Below are 12,390 nucleotides of genomic sequence, written 5' to 3' on the forward strand. Positions count from 1 at the left end.
GCTTACAGGGGCGCCCACTTCACGCCGACGTAGAACGAACGCCCGGCCGTCGCATAGCTGCGGGCCAGTTCGTACTGCTTGTCGGCCAGGTTGTCCACCCGGGCCAGCAAGGTCCAGTCCTTGGCGAGCGGCGTGCTGGCGTTCAGGTTCAGCAGGCTGTAGCCGCTCAGCACCCTGGTGTTGGCGGCATCGTCAAAGCGCTTGCCCGAGAACTGCGCTTCGGCGCCCAGCAGCCAGCTTCCCACCCGCATGTCGGCGGAAAGCAGGCCGTGCTGCCTGGCGCGGCGCGCCAGTTGCTTGCCGGTATTCAGATCGCGCGGATTTTGCAGATCGAGCGAAGCCGCCAGGTTCACGCCGCCCACGGCATGCGAGGCCGTCAGCGTGGCGCCAGAATACTCGGCGCGCGCCGTGTTGGCGTAGCAGCCGAATGGCGAGGCACAGGTGCCCGCGCCAACAAAGGAAATAAGGTTATCGACCTTGTTCCGGTAAGCCACCAGCCCGGCGCTGCTGGCGCCCTGCGACCAGCGCAGGCCCAGTTCCAGGTTGCGGCTGCTCTCAGGCACCAGCGTCGCCACGCCGTACTCGCTGAAGCGCTGGTACAGCGTCGGCGCCCGGAAAGCCGTTCCCGCCGAGGCCGAGGCGCGCCATTCGGGCGTGAAGGCATAGGCATAGGCGGCGCTGCCGGTGGTCTTGCCGCCAAATTCGCTGTCCTTGTCATGCCGCACATTGAGCTGGACGGTGTGGCTCTTTTCAGTGAAGCCATAACCCAGCGCCACGGCATTTTGCGAACGGCCCTGGTCGATGGGCGCATTCTTCAGATGGTCTTCCTTGCGTTCAAGGGCGGCGGTGAAAAGGTGCGCGCCCAGGCGGAACTCGTTTTGCAGCGTGTAGCCGCGCAGCCGGGTGGTCGTCTGGTAGGGCGAGGGCGTGGTTTCGTAGCGGTCCTCTGATTCGGTCATGCTCAGCCGGGTGCTGTAGGCGTCGGTCCACTGCGCCTGCCAGTTCAAGCCCAGCGCATGCAGCTTGTGCAGGCTGAGGTCATCGACCGGCCTGGCGGGACTGTAGCCGAAGGCGTCGTAGTGGGATTTCATGTCGCTGTACAGCAGCGTGGCGTCCAGGCTATGGGCACGGTTGATCTTGAAGCCCAGACGGGCATTGGCCGATGTACTGCGGTAGCCGTCTTGATCGGGATTGCTGAGCGGTGTAGCGGAGTTGCTCAAACGCTGCGGCTGCGAGTCAAATCCATGGCTGATTTCGCGCGCCACGCCCAGCGCATAGTCAAAGCCGCCGCTGGCGCCGCTGAAGCCGGCATCCAGCTTGCGGGTGTTGTGGCTTCCCACGCCCACGCCGACGAATGGTGCAAAGCCTTGTTCGCCGCGCTTGGTGAAGATCTGGATGACGCCGCCCAGGGCGTCCGAGCCATACACCGCGCCGGCCGGACCGCGCAGCACCTCAATGCGGTCAATCAGCGCCAGCGGAATGGTTTCCCACGCCGCGCCGCCGGTGGCTTGCGAATCGACCCGCACGCCGTCGATATAGACCGCCGTGAAACGCGACTCGGCGCCGCGCAGGAACACGCTGGTGGTGGCGCCGGGGCCGCCGTTGCGTGAAATTTCAATCCCGGGAACGCGCTTGAGCACATCGGCCAGGCCGGCGGCACCGCTGCGTTCGATGCGCTCGCGGTCAATGATGGTCACATCGGCCACCACATCGCTCAGGGGCTGGGCGCTGCGGGTGGCCGTGACGACGGTTTCTTTGAGTTGCGGCGCAGGATGTGTTTGTGCAGCAGACGGAAATGCGGTCGCCAGGGCCAGTGGCAGCATGGCCAGGCGCAGGTTGGAAATACAGGTTTTCATGGAAATCAAGCTATCAACAAAATACTCTCACCAGCTTCCCCGCCAGTGCATGAGCGTTACGAGCGCGCCAATTCCTTGAAAAAAGGACGTGCGCATTCACCTTGTTGGCCGGTATCCGGGCTGACGGAACTGCTTTCATCGCCTTCCCAAGCGCGTGTTCAAAACGCTCAGTGGCTCATGATGACAACTGAATGCAACCCTGGATTCCAGGGCGCTGCATTCGTCCGTTTACCGTTGCGGGGGCAGCACAGGTTAGAAATCAAGGCGCTTGCAAACCGTCTGATCCGGCGCGCATGGCATTGGCTTCCTCCTGCTTCCCGTTGAACTGCAGAGTGTGAACCACACTGCGAGCACCAACAAGAGGCATTCTACGCGGCAAAATACTGCTGACCCTACAATCGGAATCGCCATGTCGAACCAACACCCAGTCGATCAAATCGACCAAATTACCGAACGCGTAGACCAGCTTTTGCTGCGCTACGAAGAATTGCAGCGCACCAACATGCAACTGGGAGAACAAGTCAGCATCCTGAAGCTTGAACGCGACTCGCTCAGGTCACGGCTGAGCGCCGCGCGCGCCCGTGTGGATGCCCTGATCGAACGCCTGCCCGAAAGCACCGATTCCGTTGTCAATACACCCGTGGGGCCTGCGCGATGAAACAGCTGGAAGTACAGATCATGGGGCAGAACTACATGCTGGGCTGCCCTGAAAACAGCGAAATCCGCCTGCTTGAAGCCGTTCATACGGTTGACTCGGCCATGTGCAAGATCCGCGACGCCGGAAAAGTCAAGGCGCGCGACCGCATCGCCGTGCTGGCCGCGCTCAATCTGGCCTACCAGTTGCTGGAGCCAGCGCCTGCGCCTGCCCCAGCGCCTGAACAGGCCCCCGACGCGCCAGATGCAGCCAGCGAAGCATCGCAGGCCCAGCTCAAAGCCTTGCTTGAAAGGCTCGACACGGCGCTGGCCAGCCCGAACCCCGCGCATTGATTTTTTGGCCTGTCGCCTGGCAACGGCTCAGTCGTATGGGCCTACAATTGAATGGTCTGCGGTGCGTGCTGGGCTTTATATTTCCTTGAACCAATGCTCCACGAGCACGGGCTTGGTAAATTGTCAGACAGGTGTGATCGTCTCGCGTCAGACGAACCCGAAGCCTGACTGCCCTCGCCCACCTGAACCCCGGTTCAGGATGACGGTCCGGTGGCATTCGCAGACACCTTATTTTTCTTCCCGCTTCAGGCAAGCGCCGTTCTGACCAGAACGCAGCGCTCGCCTTCCCAAGCTTCAACGCCGCCGGCCATGATTCTCGAACCCCTGCTGATCGCTGAACTGGCCGTGCTCGGCGTGGGCACCGGTTTTCTGGCCGGCCTGCTGGGCATTGGCGGCGGCATGCTGATGGTGCCCTTCATCACGATCATCCTGGCCCATCGCGGCGTTTCCGCCGACCTGGCCGTGAAAATGGCCATTGCCACCTCGATGGCCACCATCATCTTTACCTCCCTGTCCAGCGTGCGGGCCCACCACCGGCGCGGCGCGGTGCGCTGGGACATCGTCAAGCGGCTGGCGCCTGGCATTGTCATGGGCAGCATCATCGGCAGCCTGGGCGTGTTCGCGCTGCTCAAAGGGTCTTACCTGGCCATTTTCTTTGGCCTGTTCGTGAGCTTTTCCGCAACCCAGATGTTCCTCGATAAAAAGCCCAAACCGACGCGCCAAATGCCCGGCACGGGCGGCCAACTGGCTGCCGGGGGCTTTATCGGCTTCCTGTCGGGACTGGTCGGCGCAGGCGGCGGCTTCATCAGCGTGCCCTTCATGACCTGGTGCAATATCCCGATCCACCATGCCGTCGCCACCTCTGCCGCGCTGGGTTTTCCGATTGCCGTGGCCAATGTGCTGGGCTACGCCATCAGCGGGCAAACCGTGCAGAACCTGCCTGAAGGCGCTTTTGGCTATATCTGGTTGCCGGCGCTGCTGGTGATTGCCATTTGCAGCGTCCTGACCGCCCCGCTGGGCGCCAGGGCCGCACACGGCATTCCGGTCGGCAAGCTCAAGCGGGTGTTCGCCAGCATCCTCTACCTGCTGGCGGCCTACATGCTCTACAAGGGGTTGAGCAGTTAAGCCGGGTGCGTTGAAGCGCTTACCGCTCAGGCGGTGAGCGGAGATGCCATCAGCACCATGCCGTCCTCATCGGCATAAAGCCAGTCCCCCGGATGGACCCACACGCCCTGGACCTGAACGGCGAGGCCCTGCTGGCCTTCCTGGCGTTTTTCAGTCGGCAATGGCATGGCAGCCAGCGCCCGAATGCCGGTACTGCACTGCGCCAGTTCGGCGACATCGCGGACGCAGCCGTCAATCACGACGCCCGCCCAGCCGTTTTTGGCCGCCGCGGCGCCCAGGTTGCCACCGAGTAAGGCACGGCGCAATGACGCCCCGCCATCGACGACCAGCACGCGGCCCTCGCCGGGCGAATCCACCGCCGCCTTGACCAGCGAGTTGTCCTCGAAGCATTTGACAGTCACCACGGGGCCGCTGAATTTAAGGATGCCGCCAAAGTCCTTGAAAACCGGCGGCAGCACGCGGAACTGGCCCGAACTGTCGTTTTTATGGATGTCACAAAGATCACAGGTAGCGAATGACGGGGAAGCGTTCTGGGTCATTTTTGATTCGTTTTCAAGAGTGGGGATTCAGGGATTTTCCAGGTGTACGGGCTGGACCATGGTGTGCAGCAAGACGCTCAAGGGTGATTTTTTGATTTTCAGGGGTAAATCTGCAAAAAGACTCTGGAAATAAAGTGTTTTACCGCTTTCAAACAGGATTTTCTCCAGTAGCATGCGCTAAGCCATGGCGAAGTCGATCTTCCCGTGGCGATTTGTCAACTGTCTAGAAGGAATCAATCATGGCAACTGCAAAAAAAGCGCCTGCAAAAAAAGCTGCTCCGGAAACAACTGTCGCCGCTAAAAAAGTGGCTCCCGCCAAAACGGCGGCAGCTAAAAAAGCAGCCCCCGCTACGGCAAAACCGGCAGCAAAAACAGCGGCAGTTCCGGCCAAAAAACGCACCCCGAATCCAGCCTTCATGAAAGCGCTGACCCTGAGCCCCGAGTTGTCTGCCGTCGTGGGCGACCAGCCTTTGCCACGCACTGAAATCGTCAGCAAGCTGTGGGTTTACATCAAGGCCAACAACCTGCAGGACCAAGCCAACAAGCGCATGATCAATGCCGACAAAAAACTGCTGGCCGTATTCGGCAAGCCGCAGGTGTCGATGTTTGAGATGGCCGGCCTGATCGGCAAGCACGTTAGCTAAATAACGGGTTTAAAAGGGCTTCTTTCAGCCCCCCATCGAATGGCCGCTTTCAGCGGCTTTTTTTATGCGCATGCACTGCGCACCGCGCCGGCTGGAATTTTCATCGGATTGTGATGCTTTCAGGCCATTTGCGCACAGTGGGCATGCATATAAAGCTACTTTTTTAATAGCAAGCAGCATTATCCCCAGATGACCGAACGCATGGAAATCGAGCCGCCCTGAAAGCTGGTGTTGAAAAACTTCATGGGCTCGTGCTTGTCCACCGCCCCTGCGGCATAAAGAAGCGGCAAATAGTGCTCATGGGTCGGATGAGCCATTTTGGCCAGAGACCCCAGTTGCTGGAAATTCTGCAACGCATCCAGGTTGCCTTGCTGAACATAGCCGCCAATCGTCTGGTCAAACTCCAGCGCCCAGTCATAAGCCTGGTTGCCCCCGGCACCGCGCTGCATCTGGCGCAGGTTGTGAACGATGTTGCCGCTGCCCACGATCAGCACGCCACGGTCGCGCAGGGCCTTGAGCTGTTTTGCCAGCGCGTAATGGTCTTCAGGCGCACGCCCATAGTCCATGCTGAGCTGGATCACCGGAATGTCCGCTTCGGGAAACATGGGCTTGAGCACCGACCAGGCACCGTGGTCGAGCCCCCACTCACCCACATCGAGCCCCAGCGGCGCCGATGCACGCTGCCTGACCAGCAGGCTGATGGCCTGGGCTGCAGCCGGATCACCGGGCGCGGGATATTGCTGGTCGAACAGTTCCTGCGGAAATCCGCCGAAGTCATGAATGGTTTTGGGCTGCTGCATGGCAGTGAGCCACCAGCCTTGCGTCAGCCAATGCGCCGAAATGCACAGGATCAGTTGCGGCCGTGGTTGCTTGCTGCCGAATCCAGCACCCAGCGCTTGCCAGCTGCGCCGGTATTCATTGTCGCCAAGCGCATTCATGGGGCTGCCATGACCCAGGAACAGCACGGGCATCCTGTCGGATTTCTTCAGCGATGGCAACCGGTCGAGCGCGGCAGCGTCAGGTGTGGTGAGCATGATCTGTCCTGTAATGATCGGGTAGGAAAAGTTTTGCCTAATGCAAGGGCTTCAGGATTGTCGGCTTCTTTGGTGCCGTAGTCCTTCAAAGTCAATCGCAGTTTTCCTATTGTGAAAAATCCACAATACTGCGAAAAACAATACGTTGCAGATACCATAAAGTTCAGCAGGCAAAGTGCTTTTACTCCCCAAAAAAGGGGAGGTTAGCCTCTGAATAAATGTAAAAAATCGTTACAAATCGGTAATTATCACTAGTTGACAAAACCTGCTGCCTGTTATATTGCACTGCAACATATTTCATTTTTAACAACAATTTCACCAAAAAAGGTTCGTTCCCATGCTGTATCAACTCTATGAATCCCAGCGTACCCTGATGGAGCCGTTTGTTGACTTTGCGCAGGCAGCTGCAAAACTCTACGGCAGCCCCCTGTCGCCCATGGGCAAAACGCCATTGGCCCAGCGCGTATCCGCTGGCTACAGCCTGATGTACCGGCTGGGCAAGGACTACGAAAAGCCATCCTTCGACATTCATCAGGTCGATGTTGACAAGGCAGGCGTCAGTCTGGCGATTCATGAACGCGTTGAAGTTGACAAGCCTTTTTGCGAACTGCGTCGCTTCAAACGCTTTACCGATGATTCGGCGACCCTCACGCAACTCAAGGACCAGCCAGCGGTGCTGGTCGTGGCGCCCTTGTCGGGACACTATTCGACCTTGCTGCGCGATACCGTCAAGACGATGCTCAAGGACCACAAGGTTTACATCACCGACTGGAAAAACGCCCGCAACGTGCCTTTGTCCGACGGCGCTTTTCACCTTGACGACTATGTCAACTACGTGCAGGAATTCATCCGCCACCTGCAGGGCAAGTATGGCAACTGCCACGTCATCAGCGTTTGCCAGCCGACCGTGCCGGTGTTCGCAGCCATTTCGCTGATGGCCTCCCGCGGGGAAAAAACCCCGCTGTCCATGATCATGATGGGCGGGCCGATTGATGCGCGCCGCTCGCCAACCGCCGTGAACAACCTGGCCACGACCAAACCCTACGAATGGTTTGAAAACAACGTGATTTACCGCGTTCCTGGCAGTTTCGCAGGCAAGGGCCGGCGCGTTTATCCGGGCTTTTTGCAGCACACCGGCTTCGTGGCCATGAACCCCGACCGGCATGCCTCCAGCCATTACGACTACTTCAAGAACCTGATCAAGGGTGACGACGCCAGCACAGAAGCACACCGCAAGTTCTACGACGAGTACAACGCCGTCCTCGACATGGATGCCGATTACTACCTCGAAACCATTAAAACCGTGTTCCAGGATTTCAAGCTGGTCAATGGCACCTGGGATGTGATGTCTGCGGAAGGCAAGCTTGAGCGGGTGAAACCGGGCGACATCAAGACCACCGCCGTGATGACGGTGGAAGGTGAGCTGGATGACATCTCCGGCTCGGGCCAAACCCGGGCCGCACTGGATATGTGCAGCGGCGTGGTGCAGGAGCAAAAAACGCACCTGGAAGCCAAGGGTGCAGGCCATTACGGCATCTTCAGCGGCCGGCGCTGGCGCGATATCGTCTATCCGGCCGTCAAAGCCTTTATTCTTGAGCACAACAAGCCTTTTGCGCAGCCGGAGCAAGCGCTTGAAGCTACAAAAAAGATAGCAAAATCAGCAAGGGCAGCCAAGGCAGCGGCGCCTGTGACCGTTGAAGCGCCAGCAAAGCCAGCATCGGTTGAAGCCGCAAAACCCGTGGCTGGTTTACGCACTGCGGCAGAGGCGGCCAAGCTCAAGTCAACTGTCGCCCAACTGGTTGCTGATGCCGAGGAAAAAACCGTTGCCAAGCCAGCAGAGCCTGTGGCGCAAGCAATCCAGCCAGCCGATTCATTGACGGCCACGGAATCAAAACCAGCAGCAAAACCCGTGCTGGTGGCGGTAAAAAACACGACCGCCAAAACCGAAGCTGTCGCTGAGGCCGCAGCACAAGCTACGACTGCGCCAGTGGCATCCACCACGGCAGCGCCTGTTGCTGCCTCTGAAGCTGCAGCCAATACCCCGCAGCCCCCTGAAAAGTCAGCCGCCTGAGAAAGCCTGGCGCGGTCGGTCAAATGACGGCGCCAGAACCAGGGGCTGATGGAGCGGTGGGACAATAGCGCCGTGATTTCCCCCACCCAAAGCACCCTCTTTGACCGTATCAATGCGGCATTGCCCCAAACGCAATGCACGCGCTGCGGTTTCGTTGATTGCGCTGCTTACGCGCAAGCCATCACCTTGGGGGAAGCGGCCATCAACCAGTGTCCGCCGGGCGGCGCGGAAGGAATAGCGCGCCTTTCACGGATCACCGGCTTGCCGGTGCAGCCGCTGAATCCGCTCAATGGGGTTGAAGCTCCACGCGCGGTCGCCATCATTGACGAAGCCTGGTGCATAGGCTGCACCCTGTGCATCAAGGCATGCCCTACCGACGCCATCATCGGCAGCAACAAGCTGATGCACACCGTGATCGAACCCTATTGCACAGGGTGCGAGTTGTGCATACCGGCTTGTCCTGTGGACTGCATCAGCCTGGAAAATCTTACGGGCACCCACACCGGCTGGAACGCCTGGTCGCCCCAGGATGCCGAAACCGCCCGAAAACGCTACGAATCCCATCGCATGCAGCACACGCACGACAACAGCGCCAAGCCTGAAAAGCTTCAGGAAAAAGTATCGGCCACACCAGCAAAGCCGCCGGACCCGTCACTCCCGCGCGGGGACGAAGAGGCGCAACGCAAGCGCGCCGTGATCCAGGCGGCCCTGGCAAGTGCCCGGGCACGGCGCAACAATGATTGACGCAGAGCCGCCCAGCATCAGCAGCGCTGGCCTCGAACCCTTGGCCGCACGCTCTAAAGCATCCACATTTGCCATGGGTTCCATTCTTGGCCCCGCGCGGCGCTTGATGGACAGCTTGACCTATCCGCGCAAATTCCTGCTGATCTTTCTGCTTTTTGCGCTGCCGCTGGGGCTGACGCTCTATCTTTTGGTCGGAGAAATCAACCGCTCGATCCAGTTCGCCGAAAAGGAAATCGCGGGCGTGCATTACCTGCGCCCTTTGCGCTCGCTTCAGGAACAGGTCGCGCGCAGCCGGCTGGTCGCCGCCGCCTACCGGAGTGGCCAGGCCGACCAGCGGCCCGAACTGGTGAGGGTGCAGGCAAGCATCAAGGCCGGGCTGGCCGAACTTGACCAGATCGATGCACAGCTCGGAGGCGAGCTTGAGTCCACCGCCAAACTGGGCATCATCAAGGAAAACGCCCTCTTCCTCTCTCGCCGGCTGCTCGACGTGCCACCCGTGAACACCGACGCGCTGCACGGCATGCTGCAAGATGACATCAGCACGCTGGTGGCGCATGTAGGCGATATCTCCAACCTGATCCTCGACCCCGACCTGGACTCGTATTACCTGATGGAGGCGGTCCTGCTCAAGCTGCCCGATGCCGCCGACCTGCTGCTGCAGGCCCGGCTGCTGGTGCAGGCCCGCAGCCAGGCGCCGATGCAAAAACTCCCCCTGCGGGCCAAGGAGGGGGAAAACGCCGACCTGATCCGGCTCAGCGGCCTGATTGAATCCAATCTGAGCCGTACCCAGTACGGCGCCCAGACGGCATTCAAGAATGAAAAAACCGGCCAGCTCAAGCTGCGCCTGACCGACGCGGTGCAATCCTATAACCAGGCCATCAAGGACGCTGTGGCCGCCCTGCGCAGCCTGACAGAGCCTGAAGCAGTGCCGGCCAGCGCCGACACGGCCGGGCAGTTGCTGACGCGCGGGCAAGCCGCCAATTACGTTTTGGGCGAGCGTGAGTCGGCGGAACTGGAAACCCTGCTCAAGACACGCATCCAGAGCTTTCAGCAGCGCATGCTGGGGGTGATCGTCTTCGTCGCTGCCGTGCTGACCGTCGTGCTTTACCTGCTGCTGGCCTTTTATGCCGGTGTGATGCGAACCGTCACGCGCCTGCGCGAAGCTTCGGAGCGCATGCTGGACAACCGCGAGGACAAGGCCATCACGCTGGACACGCACGACGAACTGGGCGAAGTCGTGCTGGCCTTCAACCGCGTGGCCGACCGGATGCGCACGGAGAAGACGCAAGCCGAAGTCGAAAGCCGGCGCGCCCGCGCGGCCGAAGAAGAGGTTCGCTCGCGCGAGTCCGAACTGGTTCGCGCGCGCCAGGTCGCCGAGGAGGCGGTGCGCGCCAAGGCGGCATTCCTGGCCACCATGAGCCACGAGATCCGGACCCCGCTCAATGGCGTGGTCGGCATGAGCACCCTGCTGGCCGAAACCGCTCTCGATGCCGAGCAGCGCGACATTCTTCAGACCATCAGGCTCTCCAGCGACCAGTTGCTGGCGGTGATCAGCGACATCCTGGATTTTTCCAAAATCGAGTCGGGCCGGTTTGATCTGGAGAGCGAACCCGTCAGCGTACACAACATGATCGAGGAAGCCTGCGACATCGCCGCGCCGCGCGCCCGCGAAAAAGGCATCGAGCTAATCGTTGACGTGCCGGGCGCGGCGGCTGGCGGCCCGCCACCGGCCATCCTGGGCGATGTGACACGCCTGCGCCAGATTCTCATCAACCTGGTCAACAACGCGGTCAAGTTCACCGAACATGGTGCGGTCTCCGTGCACAGCCGGCTGGCCGAAGCGCCCGATGAGCAGGGACTGGCCCTGATCGAGTTCAGCGTGCACGACACCGGCATCGGCATTCCTCCCGAGCGCGTGGGCGCGCTGTTCGAGGCCTTCATGCAGGTCGATGCATCGACCACGCGCAAATACGGCGGGACCGGCCTGGGCCTGGCCATCTGCAAGCGCCTGGTCGAACTGATGGGCGGCAAGATCAGCGTCACAAGCAAGCTCGGCAAGGGTTCGATTTTTTCATTCACCGTGCGCGCCGCGCTGGCCGAGTTGCCCAAGGAGCTGACGCCGCTCGACGCGGCGGCTCTGCAGGACAAGCGCGTTCTGGTGGTGGACGATCACCATGTGAATGTCCGGGTGCTGATGCGCCAGTTGCGGCAGTGGGGCATGCGCGTGGCCAGCGCCGTGTCCGGTGCCGCGGCGCTGGACGTGCTGGACCATACCCAGCTGCCAGATGTCATCATCACCGACATGCACATGCCGGGCATGGACGGCCTTGAGCTGGCCGGCCACATCCGCGAAAGGCCCGGCAGCGAAAACCTGCCGCTGATACTCCTGAGTTCCGGCTTCATGCCAGGCGGAGCAAGCGCCGGCCCCTTCAATGCCAGGTTGCTCAAGCCCGCGCGCCAGAACCAGCTTTTCGAGGCGCTGGCCCGCTGCCTGACTTCCGACTCGGTGCTGCAATCCATCAAGGCAGAGCGGGTGGACATCCGGAAAAACGTGACCATTCTGGTTGCCGACGACAACGTGGTGAATCTGAAAGTGGCCTGCGGTATTTTGGCCCGGCTGGGCTATGACGCCGTCACCGCCGCCGATGGCGTGCAAGCCGTGACGGCCGTGGCCGACAGCATGAACAGCGCAAGGCGCTTTGGCGCCATCCTGATGGACCTGCACATGCCGGGCATGGACGGGCTGGAAGCCACGCAGACAATCAAGAAACGATTTGGCCATGCAGCGCCGCCCATCATCGCCCTGACGGCTGACGCCTCCATCGAAGACCGGGAACGCTGCGAAGCCGCCGGCATGGATGATTACCTCACCAAGCCCTTGCAGGTGGTCGAGTTGACCCGCGCGCTGGCGCGCTGGGCGGAAACCTCGGCTTTTGAACCGGTCGCCAGCGCCCTGCCCGCGTACTTGGCTTCTCCCGCTTCTCCCGCTTCTCCCGTTAAAAGAGCCGTGGACTTCACCCGGCTCGAAGAATTTCGTGAATTTGACCCCGACCTGGAGACCGCGCGCGAAGTCATTGAAATTTTCATGGCTGACACGCCGGCGCGCCTGGCCGCCATTGCCGATGCGCAAACAGATGCAGCCCTGCTGGCCGAAGCCGCTCATGCGCTCAAAGGCTCGGCATCCAACGTCGGTGCGCAGGCACTGGTCGCGCTGACAGCAAGAATCGAGGAACTGGCCATGTCAGGCGCCATTCCACCCGACATGGATGAGGTCTTGCGACACCTCGATGAAAGCTGGCTGCTCACGCAAACCGAACTGAAGGCATGGCTGACCACCAACGCAAAAGCGGCCATCAGCCAGCCTTGAACGGCCCAACCAGGGCCGTGTTC

10 protein-coding genes, 1 other RNA gene and 1 riboswitch are annotated in these 12,390 nt (G+C 60.7%); of the genes, 8 read left to right on the forward strand and 3 right to left on the reverse strand.

Annotated features, from left to right (window positions below; translation table 11 throughout):
• Positions 1-2: 2 nt before the first annotated feature.
• The gene (locus PNAP_RS11845; RefSeq protein ID WP_011801753.1) at positions 3-1,856 is read right to left on the reverse strand and encodes a TonB-dependent receptor domain-containing protein; all 1,854 of its coding nucleotides are present in this window, start codon (positions 1,854-1,856) and stop codon (positions 3-5) included.
• A gap of 89 nt (positions 1,857-1,945) precedes the next feature.
• Positions 1,946-2,229, reverse strand: a riboswitch (cobalamin riboswitch).
• 36 nt (positions 2,230-2,265) lie between these two features.
• Here PNAP_RS11845 and PNAP_RS11850 point away from each other — a divergent pair.
• From PNAP_RS11850 to PNAP_RS11860, 4 genes are all read left to right on the forward strand, one after another.
• Positions 2,266-2,514, forward strand: a complete 249-nt coding sequence (locus PNAP_RS11850; RefSeq protein WP_011801754.1) for a hypothetical protein — start codon at positions 2,266-2,268, stop codon at positions 2,512-2,514.
• Positions 2,511-2,843, forward strand: a complete 333-nt coding sequence (locus PNAP_RS11855) for a cell division protein ZapA (protein WP_011801755.1) — start codon at positions 2,511-2,513, stop codon at positions 2,841-2,843. Before PNAP_RS11850 ends, PNAP_RS11855 begins: the two co-directional genes overlap by 4 nt.
• A 50-nt stretch (positions 2,844-2,893) precedes the next feature.
• Positions 2,894-3,073, forward strand: a non-coding RNA gene (ssrS, locus tag PNAP_RS28410) — 6S RNA.
• Between the two features lie 79 nt (positions 3,074-3,152).
• Entirely contained in the window at positions 3,153-3,968 is an 816-nt protein-coding gene (locus PNAP_RS11860; RefSeq protein WP_011801756.1) for a sulfite exporter TauE/SafE family protein, read from the forward strand.
• Between the two features lie 26 nt (positions 3,969-3,994).
• Here PNAP_RS11860 and rraA read toward each other — a convergent pair whose 3' ends face one another.
• Entirely contained in the window at positions 3,995-4,507 is a 513-nt protein-coding gene (gene rraA / locus PNAP_RS11865; protein ID WP_011801757.1) for a ribonuclease E activity regulator RraA, read from the reverse strand.
• A 239-nt stretch (positions 4,508-4,746) separates the two neighbouring features.
• Here rraA and PNAP_RS25645 point away from each other — a divergent pair, with 239 nt between their 5' ends.
• Positions 4,747-5,151 carry an SWIB/MDM2 domain-containing protein gene (locus tag PNAP_RS25645; protein ID WP_011801758.1) on the forward strand — a complete coding sequence of 135 codons (405 nt, stop codon included), beginning with the start codon at positions 4,747-4,749 and terminating at the stop codon, positions 5,149-5,151.
• A 179-nt stretch (positions 5,152-5,330) separates the two neighbouring features.
• On the opposite strand, the gene ygiD is transcribed toward PNAP_RS25645, so the two are convergent.
• Entirely contained in the window at positions 5,331-6,185 is an 855-nt protein-coding gene (gene ygiD / locus PNAP_RS11875) for a 4,5-DOPA-extradiol-dioxygenase (protein WP_011801759.1), read from the reverse strand.
• A 337-nt stretch (positions 6,186-6,522) separates the two neighbouring features.
• Between ygiD and phaZ the strand changes: the two genes are divergently transcribed.
• The 3 genes from phaZ to PNAP_RS25000 all read left to right on the forward strand — a co-directional run bounded on the left by phaZ (position 6,523) and on the right by PNAP_RS25000 (position 12,367).
• The gene (gene phaZ, locus PNAP_RS11880) at positions 6,523-8,256 is read left to right on the forward strand and encodes a polyhydroxyalkanoate depolymerase (protein WP_011801760.1); all 1,734 of its coding nucleotides are present in this window, start codon (positions 6,523-6,525) and stop codon (positions 8,254-8,256) included.
• Between the two features lie 48 nt (positions 8,257-8,304).
• On the forward strand, positions 8,305-9,000 hold the full coding sequence (gene rsxB / locus PNAP_RS11885) for an electron transport complex subunit RsxB (RefSeq protein WP_011801761.1): 696 nt from the start codon (positions 8,305-8,307) through the stop codon (positions 8,998-9,000).
• 73 nt (positions 9,001-9,073) lie between these two features.
• A complete protein-coding gene (locus tag PNAP_RS25000) occupies positions 9,074-12,367 on the forward strand; it encodes a hybrid sensor histidine kinase/response regulator (protein WP_049763675.1) in 3,294 nt (1,097 codons plus the stop codon).
• Positions 12,368-12,390 lie beyond the last annotated feature (23 nt).

The organism is Polaromonas naphthalenivorans CJ2, from assembly GCF_000015505.1.
GTDB lineage: Bacteria > Pseudomonadota > Gammaproteobacteria > Burkholderiales > Burkholderiaceae_C > Polaromonas > Polaromonas naphthalenivorans.

Excerpts from the sequence above, each read along its gene's own strand:
- PNAP_RS11850 (WP_011801754.1), top strand. The coding sequence starts at position 2,266 with ATGTCGAACCAACACCCAGTCGATCAAATCGACCAAATTACCGAACGC.
- PNAP_RS25645 (WP_011801758.1), top strand. The coding sequence starts at position 4,747 with ATGGCAACTGCAAAAAAAGCGCCTGCAAAAAAAGCTGCTCCGGAAACA.
- ygiD (WP_011801759.1), bottom strand. The coding sequence starts at position 6,185 with ATGCTCACCACACCTGACGCTGCCGCGCTCGACCGGTTGCCATCGCTG.
- rraA (WP_011801757.1), bottom strand. The coding sequence starts at position 4,507 with ATGACCCAGAACGCTTCCCCGTCATTCGCTACCTGTGATCTTTGTGAC.
- PNAP_RS11855 (WP_011801755.1), top strand. The coding sequence starts at position 2,511 with ATGAAACAGCTGGAAGTACAGATCATGGGGCAGAACTACATGCTGGGC.
- PNAP_RS11845 (WP_011801753.1), bottom strand. The coding sequence starts at position 1,856 with ATGAAAACCTGTATTTCCAACCTGCGCCTGGCCATGCTGCCACTGGCC.
- PNAP_RS25000 (WP_049763675.1), top strand. The coding sequence starts at position 9,074 with ATGGGTTCCATTCTTGGCCCCGCGCGGCGCTTGATGGACAGCTTGACC.
- phaZ (WP_011801760.1), top strand. The coding sequence starts at position 6,523 with ATGCTGTATCAACTCTATGAATCCCAGCGTACCCTGATGGAGCCGTTT.
- PNAP_RS11860 (WP_011801756.1), top strand. The coding sequence starts at position 3,153 with ATGATTCTCGAACCCCTGCTGATCGCTGAACTGGCCGTGCTCGGCGTG.
- rsxB (WP_011801761.1), top strand. The coding sequence starts at position 8,305 with ATGGAGCGGTGGGACAATAGCGCCGTGATTTCCCCCACCCAAAGCACC.